The sequence below is a fragment of the Streptomyces sp. NPDC048182 genome, assembly GCF_043202555.1.
Classification (GTDB): domain Bacteria; phylum Actinomycetota; class Actinomycetes; order Streptomycetales; family Streptomycetaceae; genus Streptomyces.
Genome location: NZ_JBIDAQ010000002.1, coordinates 308,580 through 333,615, shown reverse-complemented (window position 1 = coordinate 333,615; position 25,036 = coordinate 308,580). Strand labels below are relative to the sequence as shown.

The following is a 25,036-nucleotide window of genomic DNA, read 5'->3' as shown; positions in this document are numbered from 1 at the left end:
CTACCTGGTCACCGCGAAGTTCCGCAGGATCGCGTCCGTCAGATCCGGGTCGCCCTCCGCCTTGACCCGGTCCGCGACCGCGTCCGGGGCGACCCGGCCGCAGGCCAGGCGGACGTACGTCTCCCAGTCCAGGGTCAGCGTGGCGGCCGGGCCGAGCGCCGGCGTGCTCTCCAGGGTGCCGCGGCCCTGGATGTCGACGCGGATGGTGCGCAGGAACTCCACCGGCCCGTGCACGTCGAAGACCACCGCCGAGCTGCGCGGCGCCTCCGCGCGCTCGGCGACCACCCGGGGCAGCTCGTCCAGGAGCACGTCCCGGGCGACGAAGGCGCCGGGGGAGTCCAGGTTCCCGGGGCGGCCGAGGGCGGTGCGCAGGTCCTGCTCGTGCGCCCACACGTCGAAGGCGTGCCGGCGCACGGACTCCTCGAGCGTCAGCTCGGTGCCGTACGGGCCGCGCACCTTGGTGCCCGGGTCGCGGGACTCGTTGCGCAGCTGGCGGTTGCGGCGGATGACCGTGTACTCCAGCTCGGAGGTCATCTCCGGCGCCGTGTGGTGGCGGCGGACGTCGACCTGCATCTCCGTGTAGCGCTGGTGGTCGTTGGTGACGTGGTACAGGTCGCGGGGCAGGGTGTGGATGGGGCGGGGGTCGCCCAGCATCTCGCAGTCGAGGCCGATCACATGGGAGACGATGTCCCGCACCGACCAGCCCGGGCAGGGGGTGCGGCGGTTCCAGTCCGCCTCCGCCAGCGGCAGGACCAGCTCGGATATCGCCTCGATGGAGTGAGTCCAGGCGTCGGCGTAGGGCTGGAGGGTGGGATGCAGACTCACGGAACGGGACCCCTCGGCGGTCGGTACACGGGCGGGCGGTGGCGGCGGTGCCAGTGGGAGGTCCCCCAAGTTACGCTGCTGTGCGGCACCCCTGCAGTGCTTTCGTGTGACGATCGTAGGCCCGTGTGGACGGCTCGAATGCCAGGACGGTGGTAGTGTGCGCGCCTCGTTGATCCAGATCGCCGTGAACCCGGACGAAGCGGTCCAAGCGCGTCGGGGGCGGGCGGCGGATCTGGTACGGGAGCAGGCGGGCGCCGACCTCGTCGTGCTGCCCGAGCTGTGGACCACCGGCGCCTTCGCCTTCGACGACTTCGCCGCCGAGGCCGAGCCGCTGGAGGGCCCGACGTACGAGGCGATGGCCAAGGCGGCGAGCGACGCGGGCGTGTGGCTGCACGCGGGCTCGATCCCCGAGCGTGACCCTGAGGGCCCCCTGTACAACACCTCGCTCCTCTTCTCCCCCGCCGGCGACCTGGCCGCCGCCTACCGCAAGATCCACCGCTTCGGCTTCGACCAGGGCGAGGCCATCCTGATGGGCGCGGGCCGCGAGCTGGTGACGGCCCGCCTCCCGGAGACCACCCTCGGCCTCGCCACCTGCTACGACCTCCGCTTCCCCGAGCTCTTCCGCGGCCTCGCCGACCACGGCGCCGAGACCCTCGTCGTCCCGGCCGGCTGGCCGGAGCGCCGCCGCGCCCACTGGACGCTGCTCGCCCAGGCCCGCGCGGTCGAGAACCAGGCGTTCGTCCTCGCCTGCGGAACGGCCGGGACGCACGCCGGGGTTCCCCAGGCCGGTCACTCGATCGTGGTCGACCCCTGGGGCGAGGTGCTCGGCGCGGCCGGGGCGGGCGAGGAGGTCCTCACGGTGGAGTTCGACCCGGCGCGGGTGGCGGCCACGCGGGAGCAGTTCCCGGCGCTGAAGGACCGCGTGCTCGGCCTGGAGCCGCCCGCGCCCCGCTGAGCAGGGGCCTGGGTACGGGCTCAGTCGTCGCCGTCGTCGCCCTCCCGGCCCTCGTGCCGCTCCCGCTCCTTCTCGGCGAGGTGGATCACGCACACCGCGAGGGCGATGAGCAGCGCCGGGTCCGCGTCGTCGCGGACGACGTCGAGGCCGTAGGTGTCGCGCAGGGTGAGCAGGCGGCGGGAGATCACGGCGAGCAGTTCACCGTCGTACTCGACGGCGAACTCCCGGTCGAGGATCTTGCCGCTGACGTCCAGTTCGACACCGTCGGCCAGCACCACCCGGTAGTGGTTGCGCAGCAGGGAGAGCCGCTTGCGCCGGATGGTGGCCAGCGCCTCGCCGGCCCGCTCGATCACCATGGTGTCGCGCAGCGCGAACATCTTCTGGTGGATGTCGATCAGCACCTGGCCCTGGGCGTCCTTCAGCTCCCAGGTGTCCCGCAGCCGCATGGCCTTGCCGTCGACCAGGAACACCTTCTCGCCGCGGTCGTCCTCGATCCAGTAGTCGTCACCGAAACCGAGGAGGCGGTCGTACACGAGGAATCTCATGCGGTGATCGCTTCCCGGCCGCCCGCCCCGAAACGCCGCCGGTAGGCCGTCGGGCTGAGCCCCGTCTCGCGGCGCAGCCGGGCCCGCAGGTTGGCCGCGGTGCCGAGGCCGCACCGCGCGGCCACCACGTCCAGGCGGTCCTCCCCGCGCTCGATCAGCCGCCGGGCCAGGGTCACGCGCTCGGCCGTCAGCCAGGCGAGCGGCGTGGTGCCGAGCTGCGTCCGGAAGCGGCGGTGCAGGGTGGCCGGGGACACCGCGGCGCGCGCCGCGAGGTCCGCCACCGCCAGCGGCTCGCCGAGGCGCTCCTGCGCCCAGGCCAGCAGGGGGCCGAGCGACGCGTCGGGGACGTCCGGGACGGGCCGCTCCACGAACTGCCGCTGCCCGCCGTCCCGGTGCGCGGCGAACACCAGCCGCCGGGCGACGGCGTTCGCGGTCTCGGCGCCGTGGTCCAGGCGCCAGATGTGCAGCCCGAGGTCGAGCGCGGCCGCGCTGCCGGCGGCGGTGAGGATCTCGCCCTCGTCGACGAACAGCACGTCCGGCTCCAGGCGCACCCGCGGGTGCAGCCGGCGGAAGGTGTCGGCCCACATCCAGTGCGTGGTGGCCCGCCGCCCGTCGAGCAGCCCGGCCTCGGCGAGCGCGAAGCTCCCGGTGCACAGGCTGACGATCCGGGCACCCCGGGCGTGCGCCCGGCGCACGGAGTCCAGTACCGCGGGGGCGCGCGGGACGACGTTGTCGGGCCGCCCGGGGACGACGAGCGTGTCCGCCGTGTCGGCGGCGTCGAGGCCGGGCAGGCCGGCCACCGCGAAGAAGCCGTGGTTCATCCGGACCCCGGGCGCCGGCGCGCACAGCGTCACCTCGTAGCGCGGCCCCGCCGGGCCCAGCTCCGGCCGGGGCAGCCCGAACAGCTCGGTGGCGCAGCCGACCTCGAAGGGGTTGGTGCCCTCGTCCACGAGGACGGCGACGCGGTGGGGGCGGGCGGGGCGGTCGGAGTCGCCGGGGCGGTCGGGGCGGTGGCGCTGAGAGGATCCTTGCGGCATGTACGATTCCTAGCACTCGCCCCAGGGCCCCGGCCAGGCCCAGGATCGGGGCATGACGCAGACCCGCCGCTCCACCGAGCCCCTCGCCCTCGCCGACGCCCTCGCCTCCTTCACCGACCACTGGAGCCCCCGCATCGTCGCGGCCGTCAACGACTACGACGTCCGCGTGGCGAAGGTGGAGGGCGAGCACGTCTGGCACGTCCACGACGACACCGACGAGTTCTTCCTCGTCCTCGACGGCGAACTCCACATCGGCCTGCGCGAGTCGGCCGGGGAGCGCACGGTGGTCCTGCCCAGGGGCTCGGTCTTCACCGTCCCGCGCGGCACGTACCACCGGCCCCACGCGCCCGCCCCGACCGCCCTCCTCCTCTTCGAGCCGACCGGCACCCTCACCGTCGGCGACCGCCACGAGGAGGTCCCCGATCACGTGGACGTGACCACGGGCCGGGCGCTGGACCGGGTGTCGGAGGCGGGTGGCAAGCTGGAGGGATGAACGACGCTGCCCAGGCGCCCGCCTCCGCCCCCGCGCCCCGCCGTGCCCGTGTCCGCGCCCCCGAGCTGGTCGGCAAGGGCGGCTGGCTGAACACCGGCGGTCGGCAGTACACCCTGGCCGACCTGCGCGGACGCATCGTCGTGCTGGATTTCTGGACCTTCTGCTGCATCAACTGCCTGCACGTCCTGGACGAGCTGCGCGAGCTGGAGGAGAAGCACCGGGACACCGTGGTGATCATCGGTGTGCACTCGCCGAAGTTCGTGCACGAGGCCGAGCACGCGGCCGTGGTCGACGCCGTGGAGCGGTACGGGGTGGAGCACCCGGTGCTCGACGACCCGGAGCTGGCCACCTGGAAGCAGTACGCCGTGCGGGCCTGGCCGACGCTGGTCGTGATCGACCCCGAGGGCTACGTCGTCGCACAGCACGCCGGGGAGGGGCACGCGCACGCCATCGCGGCGCTGGTGGAGGAGCTGGAGGCCGAGCACGCGGCGAAGGGGACGCTGCGGCGCGGCGACGGGCCCTATGTGGCGCCCGAGCCGGAGCCGACGACCCTGCGCTTCCCCGGCAGGGCGCTGTCGCTGCCGTCGGGGAACTTCCTGGTCAGCGACACCACCCGGCACCAGCTGGTGGAGCTGGCCGAGGACGGCGAGAGCGTGGTGCGGCGGATCGGGTCGGGGGCGCGCGGCCTCGCGGACGGGCCCGCCGAAGGCGCCGCGTTCAGCGAGCCGCAGGGGCTCGCGCTGCTGGACGACGGATCGGTCGTCGTCGCCGACACCGTCAACCACGCGCTGCGGCGGCTCGACCTCGCCTCCGGGGAGGTCGGCACGCTGGCCGGCACCGGGCGGCAGTGGATGCAGGGCGAGCCCACGGCGGGCCCGGCCCGCGAGGTCAGCCTGTCCTCGCCGTGGGACGTGGCCGTGTGGCGCGGCCGGGTGTGGGTCGCCATGGCGGGTGTGCACCAGCTGTGGGCGTACGACCCGGCGGCCGGGACGGTCGAGGTGACGGCCGGGACCACCAACGAGGGGCTGGTCGACGGGCCGGGCGGCGAGGCGTGGTTCGCGCAGCCGTCCGGGCTCGCGGCGGCCGGGGAGCGGCTGTGGGTGGCCGACTCCGAGACCTCCGCCCTGCGCTGGGTGGACGCCGAGGGCGCCGTGCACACGGCCGTGGGCACCGGGCTCTTCGACTTCGGGCACCGGGACGGCGCGGCCGGCCAGGCGCTGCTCCAGCACCCGCTGGGCGTGACCGCCCTGCCGGACGGCTCGGTCGCGGTCAGCGACACCTACAACCACGCCCTGCGCCGCTACGACCCGGCGACCGGCGAGGTGACGACGCTCGCCACCGACCTGCGCGAGCCGAGCGGCGCGGTGCTGGCCGGCGACGACATCGTGGTGGTGGAGTCGGCCCGGCACCGGCTGACCCGGCTGCGGCTGCCCGAGGAGGCGGTACGGGTGGACGCCGTCGCCCACCGCACACAGCGCGCGGCGACCGAGGTGGCGCCGGGCGCCCTGCGGCTCGACGTCGTCTTCCAGGCCCCGGCGGGCCAGAAGCTGGACACCCGCTACGGGCCGTCGACCCGGCTGCTGGTGTCGGCGACCCCGCCGGAGCTGCTGCGCGCCGGCGCGGGCGCGGGGACGGACCTGACCCGCACCCTGGACCTCGACCCGGCGGTCACCGAGGGCGTGCTGCACGTCTCGGCGATGGCCGCGTCCTGCGACGACGACCCCGCCAACGAGTACCCGGCGTGCCATGTGCACCAGCAGGACTGGGGCGTGCCGGTCCGCCTCACCGAGGAGGGCGCGGACCGGTTGCCGCTCGTGCTGGCCGGGATGGACGAGGGCTGACGGCCGGGGCCGGCCGTCGGCTCAGGCGCCGTAGCCGTCGCTGTAGCCGTCCCGCCGCTCCTCGACGACCTGCGTCGTGGTCGGCGGCACCATCACGCGGCGGCGCCGGGCGATGCTGCTGAACGTGGCGACACCGATCAGGCCGACGACCATGAGGATGACGCCGACCAGCTGGACGTTGACGCCCTGCATGTCGAAGTCGGTCGCGAACGTGAGGATGGCTCCCACGGCGATGAGGATGATGCATCCGCCGAGGCCCATGTGCGTCGCCTCCCTGTAGGTCCGGTCGGTCCGGCCTGCCCGGCGATCCGGTGCCGACCGTGTACCCCCGGCGGGGGCGCGCATGCCGAACACCCCTGCGATGCGGGGGTGTTCTGCCTGCGATGCCTCGGTGTCAGTCCGTCAGGAACGCCGTCAGAGCGTTCGCCAGCAGGTGCGGGTCCTCCGCGCCGCACAGCTCGCGGGCGCTGTGCATGGAGAGGATGGCCACGCCGATGTCGACGGTGCGGATGCCGTGCCGGGCGGCGGTGATCGGGCCGATCGTCGTGCCGCAGGGCATCGCGTTGTTGGAGACGAAGGACTGGAAGGGCACGCCCGCCCGCTCGCAGGCGGCGGCGAACACCGCGCGCCCCGAACCGTCGGTGGCGTAGCGGTTGTTGACGTTGACCTTGAGGATCGGGCCGCCGTTGACGCGCGGGTGGTGCGTCGGGTCGTGCCGCTCGGCGTAGTTGGGGTGCACGGCGTGGCCGGTGTCGGAGGAGAGGCAGACGGTGCCGGCGAAGGCCCGCGCCCGGTCCTCGTACGACCCGCCGCGCGCGAACACCGAGCGCTCCAGGACGCCGCCGAGCAGCGGGCCGTCGGCGCCGGTGTCGGACTGGGAGCCGTTCTCCTCGTGGTCGAAGGCGGCCAGCACCGGGATGTACGGCGGCTCGGCGCCCGCGGCGGCGGTCAGCGCGGCCGTGCCGGCGTGCACCGAGAGCAGGTTGTCCATCCGGGGCCCGGCCACCAGGTCCCGGTCGCGGCCGAGGTAGGCCGGCGGCTCCACGGAGTGGGTCATCAGGTCCCAGCCGGTGACCTCGTCCGCCGCCAGGCCGGCCTCCTCGGCCAGGAAGGCGATCAGGTCGCCGTCGCGGACGGAGTCGCCCAGGCCCCAGACGGGCTGGAGGTGGCGCTGCTTGTCGAGCTTGAGGCCGTCGGAGGAGACGGTGCGGTCCAGGTGGATGGCGAGCTGGGGCACGCGCAGCAGCGGGCGGTCCACGTTGACCAGGCGGGTCGAGCCGTCGCGCAGCGAGAGCCGGCCGGCCAGGCCCAGGTCGCGGTCGAGCCAGGAGTTCATCAGCGGGCCGCCGTAGATCTCCACGGCGACCTGGCGCCAGCCGTGCGCGCCGGCGTCGGGGCGCGGCTTGACCCGCAGGTTGGGGGAGTCGGTGTGCGCGCCGACGATCCGGAACGGGGTGTGCGCCCCGGCGCCCTCCGGCACGTACCAGGCGATGATCGCGCCGCCGCGCAGCACGTACCTGCCGCCGCTCGTGCCGTCCCAGGCGTCGGTCTCCGCGACCTGCCGGAACCCTGCCTTCTCCAGCCGCTCGGCGGCGTTCGCCACGGCGTGGTACGGCGTCGGGCTCGCGGCGAGGAAGGCCATCAGGTCGTCGGTGTGGCCGCGGTCGAAACGGGAGGTTCCGCTCTGGGGGCTCTTGGGGCTCATGACATTCACCTTAACGACGTACGAGGACCCGCTCCCGGCGTGGTGGGAGCGGGCCCTCGTGGAGGTGTGGAGGCTCTGTGCAGAGATCCCGGAACGGGCGGGGCCGTTTCTGGAAGGCGGCCTCGTCCAGTTCTAGAAGGCGGCCTCGTCCAGCTCCATCAGGTCCAGGTCGACGTCCTGGGCGATCTTGCGGGCCAGGGTGACGCCGGGCAGGACGTTCGCGGCGAAGAACTTCGCGGCGGCGATCTTGCCGGTGTAGAAGACCTTGTCGCGGGCGGACGCGGTCGGCAGCTTCTCGGCGGCGACGGCGGCGCCCTTGAGCAGCAGGTAGCCGACGATCACGTCGCCGGAGGCGAGCAGCAGGCGGCTGGTGTTGAGGCCGACCTTGTAGATGTTCTTGACGTCCTGCTCGGTGGCGGCGAGGTCGGTGAGCATCAGGCCGACGACGGCCTCCAGCTCGACGGCCGCCTTGGCCAGGTGCTCGCGGGCGCCGGACAGCTCCTCGCCGCCGGTGGCCAGCGCGAGGAACTTCTTGATGTCCTCGGCGAGCGAGTTCAGCGCGGCGCCCTGGTTGCGGACGATCTTCCGGAAGAAGTAGTCCTGGCCCTGGATCGCGGTGGTGCCCTCGTAGAGGGTGTCGATCTTGGCGTCCCGGATGTACTGCTCGATCGGGTACTCCTGGAGGAACCCGGAGCCGCCGAAGGTCTGCAGCGACTGGGCGAGCTGCTCGTAGGCCTTCTCCGAGCCGTAGCCCTTGACGATGGGCAGCAGCAGGTCGTTCAGCGCGTGCGAGGCGGTGGCGTCCTCGCCGTTCGCCTCCTTGAGCTGGATCTCGTCCTGCACGGTGGCGGTGTAGAGCACCAGGGCGCGCATGCCCTCCGCGTACGCCTTCTGCGTCATCAGCGAGCGGCGGACGTCGGGGTGGTGGGTGATGGTGACCTTGGGCGCGGTCTTGTCCATGAAGTTGGCCAGGTCGGGGCCCTGCACGCGCTCCTTGGCGTACTCCAGGGCGTTGAGGTAGCCCGTGGAGAGGGTGGAGATCGCCTTCGTGCCGACCATCATGCGGGCGAACTCGATGATGCGGAACATCTGGCGGATGCCCTCGTGCTTGTCGCCGATCAGCCAGCCCTTGGCGGGGTGCCGGTCGCCGAAGGTCATCTCGCAGGTGTTGGACGCCTTGAGGCCCATCTTGTGCTCGACGTTGGTGGCGTAGACGCCGTTGCGCTCCCCCAGCTCGCCGGTCTCGAAGTCGAACTCGTACTTCGGGACGAGGAAGAGGGAGAGGCCCTTGGTGCCGGGTCCGGCGCCCTCGGGGCGGGCGAGGACGTAGTGGAGGATGTTCTCCGACATGTCGTGCTCGCCGGACGTGATGAAGCGCTTCACGCCCTCGATGTGCCAGGAGCCGTCCTCCTGCTGGACCGCCTTGGTGCGCCCGGCGCCCACGTCCGAGCCGGCGTCCGGCTCGGTGAGCACCATGGTGGAGCCCCACTGGCGCTCGGTGGCGAGGCCCGCGATGTGCTTCTGGACCTCGTTGCCCTCCTCGAAGAGGATGCCGGCGAAGGCCGGGCCCGAGGAGTACATCCACACGGCCGGGTTGGCGCCGAGGATCAGCTCCGCGTACGCCCAGATCAGGGAGCGCGGGGAGGTGGTGCCGCCGATCTCCTCGGGCAGGCCGAGGCGCCAGTACTCGGAGTCCATGAAGGCCTGGTAGCTCTTCTTGAAGGACGCCGGGACGGGCGCGGTGTTGGTCTCCGGGTCGAAGACCGGCGGGTTGCGGTCGGCGTCCGCGAAGGACTCCGCCAGCTCGTTCTCCGCGAGCCGGGTCAGCTCCTCCAGGACGCTCTTGGCGGTGTCCGTGTCCATCTCGGCGAACGGGCCCGAGCCGTAGACCTTGTCGCGGCCGAGCACCTCGAAGAGGTTGAACTCGATGTCCCGAAGATTCGGCTTGTAGTGCCCCATGGCGACAGCTCCATCAAGCGATCGGCGAGGCACTCTCTCCTCGCACCCGTGTCACGTACCAACAAGTAGCTCCGATGATGCTACCCGTCGGTAATAAGACGCAACCCCGAGCGGGTCATCTGTGACTCGTCACTCGTCTCCCGGCACTCGTTAGGCTGTCGCCCATGTACGGCTACGACCAGACCGCGGGCCCGCAGGCGCAGTACGCCCCGCCGCAGCAGCCGATGGCCGGCGGTTACGGGCAGCAGCCGCCGCTGTACCCCGAGCCGTCCCCGCCCTCCCTCGCCGACGCGGTGCGCGCCTTCACCACGGGGCAGCTGGCGGCGGAGGACTTCCAGCAGGTCTTCGCCACGTCGAAGGTCTACTGCCCGCGCGGCGACAACCCGGGCTTCCTCGCCCTGCACAACACCCAGCAGCCGGTGATCCCGATGTTCACCTCGCTCAAGGAGCTGCGGCGGTACGCGGGCAAGGAGTCGAAGTACTTCGTGATCACCGGCGCGGAGGTGATCGACCTCCTCCCGACCGGCTACGGCTTCGTGCTGGACATGGAGGGGGAGCACCGGATGGTGTTCGACGCGAAGGCGGTCGAACAGATGGTCGATTTTGCGATGCGCAGGATGTACGGCTGATCGCTCTGCCGATCGCTCCGCATCTTCACCGGGAGCCCGGAGGGAATGCCCTCCGGGCTCTCGTGGTTCCTGGTGACTGGCAGAAAGTTCAACGCTCAACTAAACTGGGCGTACCCGAGGAGGTACCGAGATGCCCGCAGTGACCGTCGAGAACCCGCTGACCCTGCCGCGCGTGACCGCACCGGCCGACGCCGTGGCCCGTCCCGTGCTGACGGTGACGACCGCGCCGAGTGGCTACGAGGGGGAGGGCTTCCCGGTCCGCCGCGCCTTCGCGGGGATCAACTACCGGCATCTCGACCCGTTCATCATGATGGACCAGATGGGTGAGGTGGAGTACGCGCCGGGCGAGCCGAAGGGCACGCCCTGGCACCCGCACCGGGGCTTCGAGACCGTCACGTACATCATCGACGGCATCTTCGACCACCAGGACTCGCACGGCGGCGGGGGCACGATCACCAACGGCGACACCCAGTGGATGACGGCCGGCTCGGGCCTCCTGCACATCGAGGCCCCGCCGGAGTCCCTGGTCATGTCCGGCGGCCTCTTCCACGGCCTCCAGCTGTGGGTGAACCTCCCAGCGCGGGACAAGATGATGGCCCCGAAGTACCAGGACCTGCGCAGCGGCCAGGTGGCCCTGCTCACCTCCCCGGACGGCGGCGCCCTGCTCCGCGTCATCGCGGGCGACCTGGACGGCCACGAGGGGCCTGGCGCCACGCACACCCCGATCACGATGGTCCACGCGACCCTCGCCCCGGGCGCCGAGGTCACCCTCCCCTGGCGGGAGGACTTCAACGGCCTGGCCTACGTCCTCGCGGGCCGCGGCTCGGTGGGCGCGGAACGCCGCCCGGTCCACGTGGGCCAGACGGCCGTCTTCGGAGCCGGCTCGGCCCTGACCGTCCGCGCGGACGAGCAGCAGGACTCCCACACCCCCGACCTGGAGGTCGTCCTCCTCGGCGGCCGCCCCATCCGCGAGCCGATGGCCCACTACGGCCCCTTCGTCATGAACACCCGCGACGAACTCCAGCAGGCGTTCGAGGACTTCCAGAAGGGCCGGCTTGGGTCGGTGCCGGCGGTGCACGGGATGTCGGCGTCGGGCCCGCAGAGCTAGGTGGGCTGCGCGGCACTGTCCCAGTAGGAGCGGGCCTTCCGCAGGAGTTCCTTTGCGGTCTCCCCGTAGGCGGCTCCCTGCCCGAGCCGAGCGAACGCCTCCAGATAGAGCGCCAGTTCGCTCGGCTCGGTGATGTCCACGGCTGAGGAGACCAGTTCCACGTGGACCCTGTCCGAGCGGCCGTAGAGGTTGAAGGCGTGCACAGGGAACATGTCCACGGGCGCCGCTGTGGGCACGATCCCGAGTTCGAGGGAGGGGAGGTCGATGTCGCGCAAGAGGCGGTCCATCTGTGCCCGCATGACCTCGGGACCGCCGATGTTCGTGTACAGCGCTTGCTCGCCGAGGATGACGTCGTAATGGTGCTCGCCGTCGTACAGCACCCTCTGCCGCTGCATGCGCTTGGCGACTCCGGCTGGCACATCGTCGGGTACGCCGAGGAAGTCGACGACCTGCCCAAGGACCACGGTCGCGTAGGCCTCGGTCTGGAGGGTCCCCCAGACCATGGTGGGCACGTATGCCTTGCCCTGCTGGGTGTTCCGGTACCAGCGGACGACGTCGTCCTGTACCGCTTCCGTACCGGAGGCCAGGCGCTCTTTCCACGGAATCGAGCTGGTCACGGTGCTCCTTGGGTGGAAGGGCCTGACGGCACTATCGGACGGCCCAGTAGTCGGTGAGCATTTCGGTCGGCCAGGACGGTTCCTGTATGGCGCCCTGCGGGCCCATCGCCTGAAAGCACGGCCCGACGTCATCGGGTGAGGACTGGCTGAAGTGCCAGGTGACGAGGAGGTGGGAGAACTCGTCGAGGCCCTTGACCACTTCGGAGGGGAAGGTGGGATCGAGGCGGATGATGGATTCGATGCCGCCCCAATAGTCGTGGGCGACTTCCGTGCGTCCGCCGACGACGGTGCCGACGGCTTCGATCCGCAGGGTCACGGGACGCTCCCTCGTCTCGGCCGGGTACTGATCAATCTACGCCGCGGAGGTAGTTGGCCGCCCTGCTTTCGAGCGCGGTGGCAGTCGGGATGGTAGATGCCTCCTCCATGGCGTCCAGTGCCTTCGGCCAAGTGGCGCAGGCTTCTTCGACGCTGCCGGTCGAGATCTGCGCGGCGCCCAGGTAGCCCAGGGTCACAGCGTGTGTGCGGCGGAAGGCCGGCCCGCGCTTGCGGACACTGGGTGTGGGGCACGCTGGTGTGGTTGGTCGCCGGGGCTCATGCTGAGCAATCGGTATCGGGAGCGGCGACGTGGGCGGCGGCAGTGACGAGCGGGTTCGCATACTTGAGGTATGGACAAGCGGGAGTTCGGGGCGTTCCTTCGGAGTCGGCGGGAGCGGGTGGGGCCCGGGGAGGTCGGGCTGCCTGTCGTGGCGCGGCGGCGGACTCCGGGGTTGCGGCGGGAAGAGGTGGCCTCGCTCGCGCATATCTCGGTCGAGTACTACGTGCGGCTTGAGCAGGGGCGGGCGCCGCGGCCGTCGGCGGATGTACTGGCCGGGATCGCTGCCGCGCTGCGGCTCAGCGAGGCCGAGGCCGGGCATCTGCATGTGCTCGCCGGGACCGCGCCGCGGTTGGACGGGCTGCATGCGCGGGAGGTGCGGCCCAGTATTCGCGCGCTCCTGGAGCGGCTGCCGCAGACGGCCGGGTTCGTGGTCTCCGCCGTCTTCGAGGTGCTCGCGTGGAACGGGCTCGCGGCGGCGCTCATGGGGGACTTCGGAGCCATGAGCGCCGGGGAGCGGAATCTGGCGCGGCGGGCCTTCGCGGGGCGTGAGGTGAGTCTGTTCGGGGTGACCGATGTCGCCGAGTTCCGGGCGCATGTGGTCCGGGCGCTGCGCGGGGCCGTGGCGCGGTATCCGTCCGATCCGGCCGTGTCCGGGCTGGTGGAGGAGTTGCTCGCCGGCAGTCCCGAGTTCGCCCGGCTGTGGGGGCTGCGGGAGGTGCAGGCGCCGGCCGTGCTGACCAAGACCTTCCGGCATCCCGTGGTCGGGGAGATCACCCTGGACTGCGACTCCCTCGCCGTGCCCGAGAGCGATCAGCACCTCGTGCTGTACAGCGCGCCCGTCGGTTCGCCGGCCGCTCACGCGCTGGCTCTGCTCGGGGCGTCAGGCGCCCGCCCCGCCGTCGACCGGGAGGATCGCGCCGGTCACCATGGCGGCGCGGTCGGAGAGCAGCCAGGCGGCGGCCTCGGCGATCTCGCGGGGCTCGGCCATGCGGCCCAGCGGGATCGATGAGTTGATCTTCTCGGTGATGCCGGGGGTCGCCGCCTCCCAGGAGTCGATCATCTCGGTGGCGGTGCCGCCGGGCGTGATGCCGTTCACCCGGATCCGGTGCGGGGCCCAGCTGACGGCCGCCGTCTCGGTGATGCTGTTCAGGGCGCGCTTCATGGCGCCGTAGGCGGGCAGGGCGGGGTTGGCGCGGCGGCTGCCGATGCTGGACGTGTTGACGATCGCGCCGCCGGCGCCCCGGCGCATCAGCTCCGCCTCGGCGTTCATCGCGGTCCAGTGGGCCCGGAAGTTGACCTCGAACTGCTCCTGGATGTCCTCGTCGGCCGTCGTCTCCAGCGAGCCCGGCTGCCGCTGGATCGCCGCGCCGTTGTTGAACGCGCCGTCCAGCCGGCCGTGCAGATCGCCGACATGGTCGACGGCGGCGCGGATGCTGTCGCCGTCCGACAGGTCCAGGGCCACGGCGTCCGCGACGCCGCCCTCGGCCCGGATGTCCTTGACGATCCGCTCCAGCTTGTCGATGCCGCGGGAGGCCAGGACCACGGCGGCGCCCTCGCGGGCGAACAGCCGGGCCGCGGCCTCCCCGATGCCGCGGCTTGCGCCGGTGACGAGGACGACCTTGTCGGACAGCAGGCCGATGGGGGTGGGGTGTGCGTTGGTGGTCATGGTCCGAGTGTCGGCCGGTTCGCCGGCCGTAGGCAGGCACAGGCTGTACCAGGCTCCGTGCGGGCTCCGCGCGTCACCCGGGCGGGGCGTTCGCGCAGGACAGGGTGGTCGGGGCGTGGTCGGCTGGGTGGGTGCAGCTGCTTCCCGGTCCCGTACGGCGGTTCGCCGCCTGGTGTGTCGTCCTGCTTCTGGCCAGCGGGGTCGTGTACGTCGCGATCCTGCTCTGCGGGGAGCTGCGTACGGCGGTGACGCCCGCGCTGCTCGCGCTGCTCGGGACCGCGCTGCTGCGGCCCCTGCACCAGCGGCTGGTGCGGGTGGGCGTGCAGCGGTCGCTGGCCGCCGGGCTGACCTGCGTGGCGGTCCTCGCCGTGGTGGGCGGGGCGGTGTACATCGTGGTGGCCGCCCTCGTCGACACGGGGGACCAGATCGTCGCCTCGGTGCGGGACGCGGCCAAGGGGGTCGCCGAGCACTTCGGGGCCGCCGGGACCTCGCTGGACGACCTGGCGGGGAACGCCAAGGACCTGCTCGGGAAGTTCGGCGGGACCGCCGCCTCCGAGGTGATCAGCGGGGTGAGCGTGGTGGGCGAGGTGATCGCCATGGCCGTGCTCGCGCTGCTGCTCGTCTTCTTCTTCCTGCGGGACTCCGACCGGGCCGTCTCGACCCTGCGGGGCGTGGCGCCGCCGGGGGCCGCCGACATGGTGGAGGCCATGGGGCGGCGGGCCTTCAAGGCCGTCGAGGGGTTCATGCGGGGGACGACCTTCATCGCGCTCATCGACGCCGTCTGCATCACGGTGGGGCTGCTGGTGCTGCGGGTGCCGGGGGCGATCGGGCTGGGGGCGCTGGTGTTCGTGGGGGCCTACATCCCGTACCTCGGCGCCTTCATCTCCGGGGCCGTGGCCGTGCTGGTCGCGCTCGCCGACCGGGGGTTCGTCATCGCGCTGTGGGCGCTGGGGGTGGTGCTGGCCGTGCAGGTCCTTGAAGGGCACGTGCTCCAGCCGATGGTGCAGAGCCGGACCGTGCAGATGCACCCGGCGGTGGTGCTCCTGGCGATCACCGCGGGCGCCTCGGTGGCCGGCATCCTCGGCATGCTGCTGGCCGTGCCGCTGACCGCCGCCGCCTTCGGCATCGTGCACGAGGTGCAGGCGCGCTACGCCGGCTCCGGTGCCGCCGGTTCCGGCCCCGCCGCCGACTCGTAGACCTCGTACCAGATGCTCTTGCCCTCGCCGCGCGGGGCGACGCCCCAGTTGTCGGCGAGCAGCTCGATGAGCATCAGGCCGCGCCCGGAGGACGCCATCTCGCCCGGGCGGCGCTTGTGCGGCAGGTCGTCGCCGTTGTCGGTGACCTCGACCCGGATGCGCCGCTCGCCCGGCCGGCCGGTGACCTCGGCGACCAGCAGGGCGTCGGTGTCGGTGTGCACCAGGACGTTGGTCAGCATCTCGGAGAGGAGGAGGACCGCGGAGTCGCGCTGCTCCTCGTCCGGCCAGTCGTGCAGCAGGTCGCGGAGGTGGCGGCGGGCGGTGCCGATGCGCTCCGGCTCCGCCTGGGCGACGGTCAGCATGGTGCGGCGCACCGGCGCCCGGGCCAGGGTGTTGTCGCCGCAGCCGCAGTCCTCGGCCCGGCGGCGCAGCAGGAGGACCGCCACGTCGTCCTCGCGGCGGTCGGCGAGCGGTCCCGTGGTGTGGTGCGAGGACGGGCCGAGCACCGCCTGCACCAGCGCGTCGGCCAGCTCCTCCAGCTCGCCCGGGTACTCGTCCAGGACGACCTGGAGCCGCTCCCAGCCGGTCTGGAGGTCGTGTCCGCCGGTCTCGACCAGGCCGTCCGTGCAGAGCATCAGGGTGTCGCCGGGCTCCAGGGCGAGGCGGGTGGTCGGGTAGTCGGTGTCCGGGTCGATGCCCAGCGGCAGGCCGCCCGCGGTGGCCCGGATCAGCGCGGTGCCGTCGGCCATCCGGACGACGGGGTCCAGGTGCCCGGCGCGGGCGCTCTCCACCGTGCCGGTGGCCGGGTCGACCTCGGCGTAGAAGCAGGTCGCGAAGCGGTGGTCGCCCGGGTCCTCGGCGCTGTCGCCGATGCCGTGGAAGAAGCGGGAGGCGCGGGAGAGCACCGCGTCGGGTCGGTGGCCCTCGGCGGCGTAGGCGCGCAGCGCGATGCGCAGCTGGCCCATCAGCCCGGCCGCCCGCACGTCGTGGCCCTGGACGTCGCCGATGACCAGCGCGAAGCGGCCCCCGGGCAGCGGGATCATGTCGTACCAGTCGCCGCCGACCTGGAGGCCGCCGCCGGTGGGGACATAGCGGGCGGCGAGGTCCATGCCGGGGATCTCCGGGCCGAGCAGCGGCAGCATGGTGCGCTGGAGGCCCTCGCTCAGCTCCCGCTGGGTCTCGGCGGCGCCGGCCCGGGAGAGCGCCTGCGCGAGGAGGCGGGCCACGGTGGTGAGCACCGAGCGCTCGTCCGGGGTGAAGGCCACCGGGTAGGCGAAGCCGGCCATCCAGGCGCCCATCGTGCTGCCGGCGACGGTCAGCGGCAGGAAGGCCCAGGAGCGGCGGCCGAAGCGCTCGGCGAGCGGCCAGGTGAGCGGGTAGCGGGAGCGGTACTGCTCGGGCGAGGCGAGGTAGACGGCGCGGCCGGTGCGGATCACCTCGGCGGCCGGGTAGTCCGTCTCCAGGGACATCTGGAGGAACGGGTTGATCTCGTCCTGGGGCTGCCCGTGGTGGCCGATGAGGTGCAGCCGGTCGCCGGTGACGCCGAAGACCGCGAGACCGTCCGGCGAGAAGCCCGGCATGGACAGGCCCGCGGCGACCCGCAGCACCTCCTCCGTGGACCGCGCCTCGGCCAGCGCGCGCCCCGCGTCCAGCAGGAACGCCTCCCGCGAGCGGCGCCAGTCGCCGGTGACCGCGCTGCGGCCCGCCGCCGTGCCCGGGGTCGGGTCGGTGACCTCCTGGAGGGTGCCGACCAGCTCGTACGCCTTGCTGACCTTGTCGAAGGAGGGCAGGGAGCGGCTGCGGACGACGCGGACCACATGGCCGCGCTCGTCCATCACGCGGATGCGGACCTCGGCGAGGGTGCCCTCGGCGACGGCGAGCTGGACCACGCCGGTGGTCTCGTTCCAGTCCACCGGGTGCAGCCGGGCCCGGATCTGCGCCTCGGTGACCGTGGCGCGCTCCTCGGGCAGCCCGAGCAGCCGGGCCGCCTCGGCATCGACGGTGACCTGGCCGGTGGCCGTGTCCCAGTGCCACAGGCCGGTCGCCAGTGCGGCGAGGACGTCCCCCACCGCGGGCAGCGGGTCACCAGTGCGCATGGGCCCACTGTAGGGAGGGATGATCGGGAGCTGCCACCGCGCGGGCGGGCGGTGAGGGCGGGCCCAGGGGGAGGAGCCGGGCCGTCGGTCCCCGGTACGCTGGGGTTGTTTCACGTGAAACACCGCGTGCGAGACATCCCCCTGATCCGCGAAGACTGGATGAACGACGATGCATCGGTACAGGTCCCACACCTGCGGCGAGCTCCGCTCCTCTGACGTCGGCACCGACGTCCGGCTGAGTGGCTGGCTGCACAATCGGCGCGACCTGGGCGGCATCCTCTTCATCGATCTGCGCGACCACCACGGCATCACCCAGCTCGTCGCCCGTCCGGGTACCGCCGCCTACGAGGCGCTGGACAAGCTGACCAAGGAGTCGACGGTCCGCGTCGACGGCCGGGTCGTCTCCCGGGGCGCCGAGAACATCAACGCCGACCTGCCCACCGGCGAGGTCGAGGTCGAGGTGGGCGAGGTCGAGCTGCTCGGCGCCGCCCAGCCGCTGCCGTTCACGATCAACACCGAGGACGGGGTGAACGAGGAGCGGCGCCTGGAGTACCGCTTCCTCGACCTGCGCCGCGAGCGCATGCACCGCAACATCATGCTGCGCACCTCGGTCATCTCGGCGATCCGCAGCAAGATGGTGGCGCTCGGCTTCAACGAGATGGCGACGCCGATCCTCACCGCGACCTCCCCCGAGGGCGCCCGCGACTTCGTCGTGCCGTCCCGGCTGCACGCGGGCCGCTTCTACGCGCTCCCGCAGGCGCCGCAGCAGTTCAAGCAGCTGCTGATGATCTCCGGCTTCGACCGGTACTTCCAGATCGCGCCCTGCTTCCGCGACGAGGACGCCCGCGCCGACCGCTCGCCGGGCGAGTTCTACCAGCTCGACGTCGAGATGAGCTTCGTGGAGCAGGAGGACGTCTTCCAGCCCATCGAGAAGCTGATGACAGAGCTGTTCACGGAGTTCGGCGGCGGTCGCGAGGTCACCTCGCCGTTCCCGCGCATCCCGTTCCGCGAGTCGATGCTGAAGTACGGCTCCGACAAGCCGGACCTGCGCGCCCAGCTGGAGCTGGTCGACATCTCGGACATTTTCGCGGGCTCGGAGTTCAAGGCGTTCGCCGGCAAGCACGTGCGCGCGCTGCCGGTGCCGGACGTGTCCGGCCAGCCGCGCAAGTTCTTCGACCAGCTCGGTGACTACGCCGTCTCGCAGGGCGCCAAGGGCCTGGCCTGGGTGCGGGTCGGCGAGGACGGCGCGCTGTCCGGGCCGATCGCGAAGTTCCTCACCGAGGAGAACGTCGCCGAGCTGACCAAGCGGCTGTCGCTGGCGCCGGGCCACGCGGTGTTCTTCGGCGCGGGCGAGTTCGACGAGGTCTCCAAGATCATGGGCGCGGTGCGGGTCGAGGCCGCGCGCCGGGCCGGGCACTTCGAGGAGAACGTCTTCCGGTTCTGCTGGATCGTGGACTTCCCGATGTACGAGAAGGACGAGGAGACCGGGAAGATCGACTTCTCGCACAACCCCTTCTCGATGCCGCAGGGTGGCATGCGGGCCCTCCAGGAGCAGGACCCGCTCGACATCCTGGCCTGGCAGTACGACATCGTCTGCAACGGCGTGGAGCTGTCCTCCGGCGCGATCCGGAACCACGAGCCGGAGATCATGCTCAAGGCGTTCGAGATCGCCGGCTACGACGCGGAGACGGTGGAGCGGGAGTTCGCCGGCATGCTGCGCGCCCTCCGCTTCGGCGCCCCGCCCCACGGTGGCATCGCCCCCGGCGTCGACCGCATCGTCATGCTGCTGGCCGACGAGCCCAACATCCGCGAGACCATCGCCTTCCCGCTCAACGGCAACGCCCAGGACCTGATGATGGGCGCGCCGACCGAGCTGGACGAGTCGCGGCTGCGGGAGCTGCACCTGAGCGTGCGGAAGCCGCAGCCGAAGTAGGGCGCTCGTGCGTCGAGGGGCCCGGCATCGTGTGGTCGATGCCGGGCCCCTCTGCCGTGCGGGTGTGGCTAGCGCGCCACGAACTGGGTCAGGATCGCCTGGACCTCGTAGATGTCGACGCCCTTCGTGAACGTCTTCTGCACCGGGACCTGCGAGCCGGAGAGCCAGATCTTCAGCTCGGCGTCGAGGTCGAAGGTGCCGGCCGTCTCGACGGCGAAGTGGGTGATGCTCCGGTACGGGATGGAGTGGTACTCCGTCTTCTTGCCGGTGATGCCCTGCTTGTCGACCAGGATCAGGCGGCGGTCGGTGAACAGGATGGTGTCGCGGATCAGCAGGTAGGCGGCGTGCACCTGCTCGCCCTGACCCAGCAGGCGGGCGTACTCCTGCTGGGCCTCGGCGGGGTTGATCGCGTGGGCGTTGCCGAACAGTGCCATGGTGTCCCCCGGGTGGATCGATCACGCCGGTCGACGTGATCTTGGCAATGTAGCGGACGCGCCAGGGTGCGGCTACGCCGTCGGCTTCTCCTCCAGGCGCGGGAAGAGCACCGCGCCCTTGGTGACCGTCGCCCCGGCCGGGAGGAGGCCCCAGGTGCCGGCGTCCTGCACCCGCTGCTCGGCGAGGGCGCCCAGGGACGCCTCGGCGCCGAGCGAGTCCCAGAGCTTCTGGGAGGTGTCCGGCATCACCGGGTTGAGCAGGACGGCGACCGCGCGGAGCGACTCGGCGGCCGTGTAGAGGATCGTCGCCAGGCGGGCACGGCCCTCGTCCGAGGTGTCCTTCGCGACCTTCCAGGGCTCCTGCTCGGTGATGTAGCCGTTGACCTGCTTGACGAAGTCGAAGACGGCCAGGATGCCGCCCTGGAAGTCCAGCTCCTCGCCGATCTTCCGGTCGGCCTCAGCGACCGCCCTGGCCAGCCCCTCCTGCACGGCCTTCTCGGCGTCCCCGTCGGCGGTCGCCTCGGGCAGCGCGCCGTCGAAGTACTTGCCGACCATCGCCGCCACGCGGGAGGCGAGGTTGCCGTAGTCGTTGGCCAGCTCGCTGGTGTAGCGGGCGGAGAAGTCCTCCCAGGAGAAGGAGCCGTCCTGGCCGAAGGCGATGGCGCGCAGGAAGTACCAGCGGTAGGCGTCGACGCCGAAGTGCGTGGTGAGGTCCTGCGGCTTGATGCCGGTCAGGTTCGACTTCGACATCTTCTCGCCGCCGACCATCAGCCAGCCGTTGGCGGCGATCTTCCCGGGGAGGGGGAGGCCCTGCGCCATCAGCATGGCCGGCCAGATCACCGCGTGGAAGCGGAGGATGTCCTTGCCGACCAGGTGGACGTCGGCCGGGAAGGTCGACTCGAACTTCTGCTCGTTCTCGTTGTAGCCGACCGCCGTGGCGTAGTTCAGCAGGGCGTCGACCCACACGTAGATGACGTGCTTGTCGTCCCAGGGGATCGGGATGCCCCAGTCGAAGGTCGAGCGGGAGATGGAGAGGTCCTGCAGGCCCTGGCGGACGAAGTTCACGACCTCGTTGCGCGCGGACTCGGGCTGGATGAAGCCCGGGTTCGCCTCGTAGTGGGCGAGGAGCTTCTCGCCGTACTCGCTGAGCTTGAAGAAGTAGTTCTCCTCGGCGAGGATCTCCACCGGCTTCTTGTGGATCGGGCAGAGCTTCTCACCCGCGTACTCGCCCTCGCCGTCGAGCAGCTCGCCGGGGAGCTTGTACTCCTCGCAGCCGACGCAGTACGGGCCCTCGTAGCCGCCCTTGTAGATCTCGTCCTTGTCGTACAGGTCCTGTACGAACTCCTGGACGCGGGCGGTGTGCCGCTGCTGCGTGGTGCGGATGAAGTCGTCGTTCGCGATCTCCAGGTGCTCCCAGAGGGGCTGCCACGACTCGGTGACGAGCTTGTCGGCCCATTGCTGGGGGCTGACGCCGTTCGCCTCCGCGGTGCGCATGATCTTCTGACCGTGCTCGTCCGTGCCGGTGAGGTACCACACCTTCTCACCGCGCTGGCGGTGCCAGCGGGTGAGCACGTCCCCTGCGACGGTCGTGTAGGCGTGGCCCAGGTGAGGAGCGTCGTTGACGTAGTAGATGGGGGTGCTGACGTAGAACGCCTTGCCACCCTGCTTCTCGGTTCCAGTGGCCGCCATGGGCGAAATCCTACTGGTCCCGCCGTGATCGACTCACATCCGTTCCGGCGGGTGGGATCACGGGCGCCAGGTGGTGAGGAGGCCGTCGTAGAGCTGCTTGTCGGTCAGTTCGCGGGGGGTTTCGCCGGCCAGGAAGTGGGACGTGTTGCCGCCGGTGTCGAGCTTGCGGAGGTAGTCGAAGGCCCTGTTCTCCGGGTCTCCGAAGGCGACGAAGGCGAAGTGGACGGCGGGGTGGGTCTTCGCGGCGTTCGTGAGGGCCTGGGTGGCGGGGGTGCGGGCGTCGGGGGCGCCGTCGGTCTGGAAGACGACGAGGGCGGGGGCGGTGGGGTCCTCGGACTTCTCGTGCTGGGCGAGGACCTCGGCGACGGCCGCGTGGTAGCTGGTGCGGCCCATGCGGCCGAGCTCCGCGTGCAGGTCGTCGATCTTCGTCTCGTGGTCGGTGAGGGTGAGTTCGCCGGTGCCGTCGAGGTCGGTGGAGAAGAAGATCACCGGGACGGTGGGGTTCTCGGGGGTGGGGTCCAGGTGGGCTGCCAGGGCGAGGGTCTGGTCGGCCAGGGCCTGGGCCGAGCCGTCCTTGTAGTACGGGCGCATGGAGGCGGAGCGGTCGAGGACGAGGTAGACCTTGGCGCGGGTGCCGGTGAGGTCGTGCTTCTTGAGGGTGGTGGTGGCTGCCTTGTAGGCGGTGGTGAGGGTGGGGGCGTGCTGCTTGATGTGAGCGGCGGGGGTGGCGGGGGTTGCCGGCTTGGTGGCCTCGGCTGCGCCTTCGGCCTTTGTGTTCCCACCCGCACCACCCGTTTCGCTTTCGTTGTCGGGTGCGGGTGGCCCCTGTGGGGTGTGCTCGCCGTCGGCGGCTGCGGGAGTGGGGGTGGCGGTGGGCTCGGCAGACGGCTTCGGGGTGGGCTCGGGCTTGGGCTCGTCCTTCGCCTTGGGCTGCTGCGGGGCGGGCTCCTGCGTCTCGGGCTCGGGGGCCGGCGTGGGGTTCGGCTTGGGCTTCGCCTCGGCCTCCGGCTTGGGCTCGGGGGCTGCCTCGGTCTTCGGCTCGGGCGCTGCCTCGGTCCTCGGCTCGGGCTTGGGCTCGGGGGCTGCCTGGGCCTTCGGTTCGGGCTTGGGCTCGGGGTCCGTACTGGGCTTCCGCTCGGCTTCCGGATCCGCCTGTGCCGGCCCGTCGGGCTGTGCCTCGGGCTCCGGTGCGGCTGCCTCGGTCGTGGGGGCCGGGGGCTGCTTCGGGACCGAGATGTTGGTGAAGGCGTCGCGGACCAGGTCGTGTTCGGCCGGGCGGGGGTCCGGGACGTGGGGGTCCGGGGAGGGGGGCGCCGACGCGGTGGGAGCCGACGCCGTGGGCTCCTCCGCGGGGGCCGGTGGCGTGGACGGCTGGGGCGGCGCATCCTCCGTGGTGGTCGCTCTGCGTGAGCGGCTGAACGCGTTTCGCAGGAGAGTGAGAATGCCCATGTGCGCAACCCTTCGCGTGAGTTGATGCCCGTCGATCCCTGGCCAGGACGGACACGTAAGGTTAGCGGCCCCGGCTTGTGATCTTGTGCAGGGTGACTCTTCCGGCTTTCACGGGTTCACCCGGCGTTCACCGGAGTGCCCGGTTCCCGCATGTGTGCGGCCCTACGGTCGCGCTGACACCAAGGGATTGCCAAGGGCACACCAAGGGAGAACCTCGTGCGCAAGCCGCTGCCGTTGATCGCCACCCCGTCGCACCCCGGCGGCCGTTCCGCCATGACCTGCCGGTTCCGGTGCGGTGACGCCTGTTTCCACGAGGTGCCCAACACCAGCGCCAACGCGTACATCGGCGACGTCATCGCCGGTGCGCTCAGCCGCCGTTCGGTGATGCGGGCCGCCGCCGTCGTGACCGTCGCCGGCGCGGTGGGGGCGGTTCAGGCGGCGCCCGCCGCCGCGCACGGCAGGCCGCCGAAACCGCAGGGCGCCCGCGGGCTGCGGTTCACGCCCGTCGCGCCCAACACCCAGGACGCCGTGGTCGTACCGGAGGGGTACCGTCAGGACGTCGTGATCCGGTGGGGCGAGCCGATCCTGCGCGGGGCGCCCGCCTTCGACCCGGAGCGGCAGAGCGCGGCGGCGCAGGCCGGGCAGTTCGGGTACAACAACGACTTCCTGGCGCTGCTGCCGCTGCCCGGGGAGCGGCACCGGCAGGTGCTGGTCGCCAACCACGAGTACACCGACGAGGTGTTGATGTTCCGCGGGTACGACCCGGCCGACCCGACCCGTGAGCAGGTCGAGGTCGCCTGGGCCGCGCACGGGCTGTCCGCGGTCGTGGTCGAGGAGGAGCGGGGGAGCGGGCGGCTCACGCCGGTGCGGCGGCATCACCTCAACCGGCGGGTCACCGCGACGACCGAGTTCCGGCTGACGGGGCCGGCCGCCGGGTCCGAGCTGGTGAAGACGTCCGTGGACCGGAGCGGGCGGCGCGTGCTCGGCACGCTCAACAACTGCTCCGGGGGGACGACGCCGTGGGGCACCACGCTGCACGGCGAGGAGAACTTCAACCAGTACTTCGCCAACGCGGGGCGGGCGACGGACAAGCGGTACGGGATCGGGACCGGGGCGACCGAGCGCAAGTGGGAGCGGTTCGACAAGCGGTTCGACGTCGCGCGGGAGCCGAACGAGGTGCACCGGTTCGGGTACGTGGTCGAGTTCGATCCGTACGACCCCGAGTCGACGCCCCGCAAGCACACCGCGCTCGGGCGGTTCAAGCACGAGGCCGCGACCGTGCGGCTCACCGACGACGGGCGGCCGGTCGTCTACACCGGGGACGACGAGCGGTTCGACTACTTCTACAAGTTCGTCGGCAGCAAGCGGATGAGGCACGGGAGCGGGCGGGCGGCGCGCGAGCACAACCTCACGCTGCTCGACGAGGGCACGCTGTATGTCGCCGAGCTGACCGGGGACTCGCCGGCCGAGGACGTCGACGGCAGCGGCAGGCCGCCGCGGGACGGGGAGTTCGACGGCAGCGGGCGATGGATCCCGCTGGTCACCGCGACCGCGCACGGCGCCGTCTCGCACGTCGAGGGCATGAGCGCCGAGGAGGTGTGCGTCTTCACGCGGCTGGCCGGCGACAAGGTCGGCGCGACGAAGATGGACCGGCCCGAGGACATCGAGCCCTCCCCGCGCACCGGCAAGGTCTACGTGGCCCTGACCAACAACACCAACCGCGGGGTCGGCGCCAACGCCAAGGCCGACGAGGCCAACCCGCGCAATGCCAACAAGCACGGGCACGTGCTCGAGCTGACGGAGCGCTGGAACGAGGCGCAGAGCACCACCTTCGCCTGGTCGCTGTTCCTCGTCGCCGGCGATCCCAAGGACCCGGCGACGTACTTCGCGGGCTTCCCCAAGGAGTACGTCAGCCCGATCTCCTGCCCGGACAACGTGGCCTTCGACCCGCACGGCAACCTGTGGATCTCCACCGACGGCAGCCAGCTCGGCTCCCACGACGGGCTGTTCGGCGTGGCGACCCGGGGTGACCGGCGCGGCGAGCTGAAGCAGTTCCTGACCGTGCCGACCGGCGCGGAGACCTGCGGGCCGCTGGTGCAGGACCGGCGGGTGCTGGTCGCCGTGCAGCATCCCGGCGAGGTCGACGGCGCCTCGGTGGAGAAGCCGGCCAGCACGTGGCCGGACGGGCCGGGCCGGATCGTCCGCCCGGCGGTCGTCGCGGTGTGGCGGGCGGACGGGGAGGACATCGGCGTCTGACGTTCCTC

General features: G+C 71.9%; 21 protein-coding genes and 1 pseudogene. 9 read left to right on the top strand and 13 right to left on the bottom strand.

Annotated features, from left to right (window positions below; all coding sequences use genetic code 11):
* A complete protein-coding gene (locus ACGFZL_RS04585; RefSeq protein WP_393689201.1) occupies nucleotides 1–825 on the bottom strand; it encodes a maleylpyruvate isomerase family mycothiol-dependent enzyme in 825 nt (274 codons plus the stop codon).
* A gap of 157 nt (nucleotides 826–982) precedes the next feature.
* On the opposite strand from ACGFZL_RS04585, the gene ACGFZL_RS04580 reads away from it, so the two are divergent.
* On the top strand, nucleotides 983–1,780 hold the full coding sequence (locus ACGFZL_RS04580) for a carbon-nitrogen family hydrolase (protein WP_355168095.1): 798 nt from the start codon (nucleotides 983–985) through the stop codon (nucleotides 1,778–1,780).
* 20 nt (nucleotides 1,781–1,800) lie between these two features.
* On the opposite strand, the gene ACGFZL_RS04575 is transcribed toward ACGFZL_RS04580, so the two are convergent.
* Nucleotides 1,801–2,325: an LURP-one-related/scramblase family protein gene (locus tag ACGFZL_RS04575; protein WP_393689199.1), complete on the bottom strand. Its 525-nt coding sequence runs from the start codon at nucleotides 2,323–2,325 to the stop codon at nucleotides 1,801–1,803.
* On the bottom strand, nucleotides 2,322–3,362 hold the full coding sequence (locus tag ACGFZL_RS04570; protein ID WP_393689197.1) for a helix-turn-helix domain-containing protein: 1,041 nt from the start codon (nucleotides 3,360–3,362) through the stop codon (nucleotides 2,322–2,324). Before ACGFZL_RS04570 ends, ACGFZL_RS04575 begins: the two co-directional genes overlap by 4 nt.
* A gap of 52 nt (nucleotides 3,363–3,414) precedes the next feature.
* Here ACGFZL_RS04570 and ACGFZL_RS04565 point away from each other — a divergent pair, with 52 nt between their 5' ends.
* Nucleotides 3,415–3,855, top strand: a complete 441-nt coding sequence (locus tag ACGFZL_RS04565; protein ID WP_393689195.1) for a cupin domain-containing protein — start codon at nucleotides 3,415–3,417, stop codon at nucleotides 3,853–3,855.
* Entirely contained in the window at nucleotides 3,852–5,696 is a 1,845-nt protein-coding gene (locus ACGFZL_RS04560) for an NHL domain-containing thioredoxin family protein (RefSeq protein ID WP_393689193.1), read from the top strand. Before ACGFZL_RS04565 ends, ACGFZL_RS04560 begins: the two co-directional genes overlap by 4 nt.
* 21 nt (nucleotides 5,697–5,717) lie before the next feature.
* On the opposite strand, the gene ACGFZL_RS04555 is transcribed toward ACGFZL_RS04560, so the two are convergent.
* The 3 genes from ACGFZL_RS04555 to ACGFZL_RS04545 all read right to left on the bottom strand — a co-directional run bounded on the left by ACGFZL_RS04555 (nucleotide 5,718) and on the right by ACGFZL_RS04545 (nucleotide 9,360).
* Nucleotides 5,718–5,957 (bottom strand): DUF6458 family protein, encoded by a 240-nt coding sequence (locus ACGFZL_RS04555; protein ID WP_355168085.1) that lies wholly within the window; start codon nucleotides 5,955–5,957, stop codon nucleotides 5,718–5,720.
* A 133-nt stretch (nucleotides 5,958–6,090) separates the two neighbouring features.
* Complete coding sequence (locus ACGFZL_RS04550; RefSeq protein WP_393689190.1) at nucleotides 6,091–7,401, bottom strand: M18 family aminopeptidase; 1,311 nt, start codon at nucleotides 7,399–7,401, stop codon at nucleotides 6,091–6,093.
* A 132-nt stretch (nucleotides 7,402–7,533) separates the two neighbouring features.
* Nucleotides 7,534–9,360: an acyl-CoA dehydrogenase gene (locus ACGFZL_RS04545; RefSeq protein ID WP_393689188.1), complete on the bottom strand. Its 1,827-nt coding sequence runs from the start codon at nucleotides 9,358–9,360 to the stop codon at nucleotides 7,534–7,536.
* Nucleotides 9,361–9,524: 164 nt separating this feature from the next.
* Between ACGFZL_RS04545 and ACGFZL_RS04540 the strand changes: the two genes are divergently transcribed.
* Together ACGFZL_RS04540 and ACGFZL_RS04535 are read left to right on the top strand one after the other, a co-directional pair.
* Nucleotides 9,525–9,989 carry an SseB family protein gene (locus ACGFZL_RS04540; protein ID WP_355168079.1) on the top strand — a complete coding sequence of 155 codons (465 nt, stop codon included), beginning with the start codon at nucleotides 9,525–9,527 and terminating at the stop codon, nucleotides 9,987–9,989.
* A 130-nt stretch (nucleotides 9,990–10,119) separates the two neighbouring features.
* Complete coding sequence (locus ACGFZL_RS04535; protein WP_393689185.1) at nucleotides 10,120–11,097, top strand: pirin family protein; 978 nt, start codon at nucleotides 10,120–10,122, stop codon at nucleotides 11,095–11,097.
* On the opposite strand, the gene ACGFZL_RS04530 is transcribed toward ACGFZL_RS04535, so the two are convergent.
* Together ACGFZL_RS04530 and ACGFZL_RS04525 are read right to left on the bottom strand one after the other, a co-directional pair.
* Nucleotides 11,094–11,714, bottom strand: coding sequence for a DUF5753 domain-containing protein (locus ACGFZL_RS04530; RefSeq protein ID WP_393689183.1), 621 nt, complete (start codon nucleotides 11,712–11,714; stop codon nucleotides 11,094–11,096). The genes ACGFZL_RS04535 and ACGFZL_RS04530 overlap by 4 nt on opposite strands.
* 31 nt (nucleotides 11,715–11,745) lie before the next feature.
* On the bottom strand, nucleotides 11,746–12,030 hold the full coding sequence (locus tag ACGFZL_RS04525) for a hypothetical protein (protein ID WP_393689181.1): 285 nt from the start codon (nucleotides 12,028–12,030) through the stop codon (nucleotides 11,746–11,748).
* Nucleotides 12,031–12,379: 349 nt separating this feature from the next.
* On the opposite strand from ACGFZL_RS04525, the pseudogene ACGFZL_RS04520 reads away from it, so the two are divergent.
* Nucleotides 12,380–13,201, top strand: a pseudogene (locus tag ACGFZL_RS04520) (helix-turn-helix transcriptional regulator); the annotation flags it as partial.
* Here the strand turns inward: ACGFZL_RS04520 and ACGFZL_RS04515 are convergent.
* Nucleotides 13,190–13,975: an SDR family NAD(P)-dependent oxidoreductase gene (locus ACGFZL_RS04515; protein WP_393689179.1), complete on the bottom strand. Its 786-nt coding sequence runs from the start codon at nucleotides 13,973–13,975 to the stop codon at nucleotides 13,190–13,192. The pseudogene ACGFZL_RS04520 and the gene ACGFZL_RS04515 overlap by 12 nt on opposite strands.
* A gap of 131 nt (nucleotides 13,976–14,106) precedes the next feature.
* On the opposite strand from ACGFZL_RS04515, the gene ACGFZL_RS04510 reads away from it, so the two are divergent.
* Nucleotides 14,107–15,171, top strand: coding sequence for an AI-2E family transporter (locus ACGFZL_RS04510; protein ID WP_393689177.1), 1,065 nt, complete (start codon nucleotides 14,107–14,109; stop codon nucleotides 15,169–15,171).
* Here ACGFZL_RS04510 and ACGFZL_RS04505 read toward each other — a convergent pair.
* On the bottom strand, nucleotides 15,123–17,267 hold the full coding sequence (locus ACGFZL_RS04505; RefSeq protein ID WP_393689175.1) for a SpoIIE family protein phosphatase: 2,145 nt from the start codon (nucleotides 17,265–17,267) through the stop codon (nucleotides 15,123–15,125). The genes ACGFZL_RS04510 and ACGFZL_RS04505 overlap by 49 nt on opposite strands.
* A gap of 169 nt (nucleotides 17,268–17,436) precedes the next feature.
* Between ACGFZL_RS04505 and aspS the strand changes: the two genes are divergently transcribed.
* Nucleotides 17,437–19,200 carry an aspartate--tRNA ligase gene (gene aspS / locus ACGFZL_RS04500; RefSeq protein WP_393689173.1) on the top strand — a complete coding sequence of 588 codons (1,764 nt, stop codon included), beginning with the start codon at nucleotides 17,437–17,439 and terminating at the stop codon, nucleotides 19,198–19,200.
* 68 nt (nucleotides 19,201–19,268) lie between these two features.
* Here aspS and ACGFZL_RS04495 read toward each other — a convergent pair whose 3' ends face one another.
* From ACGFZL_RS04495 to ACGFZL_RS04485, 3 genes are all read right to left on the bottom strand, one after another.
* Nucleotides 19,269–19,634 carry a PH domain-containing protein gene (locus ACGFZL_RS04495; protein ID WP_393689171.1) on the bottom strand — a complete coding sequence of 122 codons (366 nt, stop codon included), beginning with the start codon at nucleotides 19,632–19,634 and terminating at the stop codon, nucleotides 19,269–19,271.
* A gap of 72 nt (nucleotides 19,635–19,706) precedes the next feature.
* The gene (gene metG, locus ACGFZL_RS04490) at nucleotides 19,707–21,323 is read right to left on the bottom strand and encodes a methionine--tRNA ligase (RefSeq protein WP_393689169.1); all 1,617 of its coding nucleotides are present in this window, start codon (nucleotides 21,321–21,323) and stop codon (nucleotides 19,707–19,709) included.
* Nucleotides 21,324–21,380: 57 nt separating this feature from the next.
* On the bottom strand, nucleotides 21,381–22,772 hold the full coding sequence (locus ACGFZL_RS04485; RefSeq protein ID WP_393689167.1) for a VWA domain-containing protein: 1,392 nt from the start codon (nucleotides 22,770–22,772) through the stop codon (nucleotides 21,381–21,383).
* A gap of 216 nt (nucleotides 22,773–22,988) precedes the next feature.
* Here ACGFZL_RS04485 and ACGFZL_RS04480 point away from each other — a divergent pair, with 216 nt between their 5' ends.
* Complete coding sequence (locus ACGFZL_RS04480; RefSeq protein ID WP_393689165.1) at nucleotides 22,989–25,028, top strand: PhoX family protein; 2,040 nt, start codon at nucleotides 22,989–22,991, stop codon at nucleotides 25,026–25,028.
* The last annotated feature ends 8 nt before the right edge of the window (nucleotides 25,029–25,036 follow it).

Excerpts from the sequence above, each read along its gene's own strand:
- ACGFZL_RS04505 (WP_393689175.1), bottom strand. The coding sequence starts at position 17,267 with ATGCGCACTGGTGACCCGCTGCCCGCGGTGGGGGACGTCCTCGCCGCA.
- ACGFZL_RS04545 (WP_393689188.1), bottom strand. The coding sequence starts at position 9,360 with ATGGGGCACTACAAGCCGAATCTTCGGGACATCGAGTTCAACCTCTTC.
- ACGFZL_RS04535 (WP_393689185.1), top strand. The coding sequence starts at position 10,120 with ATGCCCGCAGTGACCGTCGAGAACCCGCTGACCCTGCCGCGCGTGACC.
- ACGFZL_RS04515 (WP_393689179.1), bottom strand. The coding sequence starts at position 13,975 with ATGACCACCAACGCACACCCCACCCCCATCGGCCTGCTGTCCGACAAG.
- ACGFZL_RS04555 (WP_355168085.1), bottom strand. The coding sequence starts at position 5,957 with ATGGGCCTCGGCGGATGCATCATCCTCATCGCCGTGGGAGCCATCCTC.
- ACGFZL_RS04560 (WP_393689193.1), top strand. The coding sequence starts at position 3,852 with ATGAACGACGCTGCCCAGGCGCCCGCCTCCGCCCCCGCGCCCCGCCGT.
- aspS (WP_393689173.1), top strand. The coding sequence starts at position 17,437 with ATGCATCGGTACAGGTCCCACACCTGCGGCGAGCTCCGCTCCTCTGAC.
- ACGFZL_RS04485 (WP_393689167.1), bottom strand. The coding sequence starts at position 22,772 with ATGGGCATTCTCACTCTCCTGCGAAACGCGTTCAGCCGCTCACGCAGA.
- ACGFZL_RS04570 (WP_393689197.1), bottom strand. The coding sequence starts at position 3,362 with ATGCCGCAAGGATCCTCTCAGCGCCACCGCCCCGACCGCCCCGGCGAC.
- metG (WP_393689169.1), bottom strand. The coding sequence starts at position 21,323 with ATGGCGGCCACTGGAACCGAGAAGCAGGGTGGCAAGGCGTTCTACGTC.
- ACGFZL_RS04575 (WP_393689199.1), bottom strand. The coding sequence starts at position 2,325 with ATGAGATTCCTCGTGTACGACCGCCTCCTCGGTTTCGGTGACGACTAC.
- ACGFZL_RS04565 (WP_393689195.1), top strand. The coding sequence starts at position 3,415 with ATGACGCAGACCCGCCGCTCCACCGAGCCCCTCGCCCTCGCCGACGCC.
- ACGFZL_RS04550 (WP_393689190.1), bottom strand. The coding sequence starts at position 7,401 with ATGAGCCCCAAGAGCCCCCAGAGCGGAACCTCCCGTTTCGACCGCGGC.
- ACGFZL_RS04495 (WP_393689171.1), bottom strand. The coding sequence starts at position 19,634 with ATGGCACTGTTCGGCAACGCCCACGCGATCAACCCCGCCGAGGCCCAG.
- ACGFZL_RS04540 (WP_355168079.1), top strand. The coding sequence starts at position 9,525 with ATGTACGGCTACGACCAGACCGCGGGCCCGCAGGCGCAGTACGCCCCG.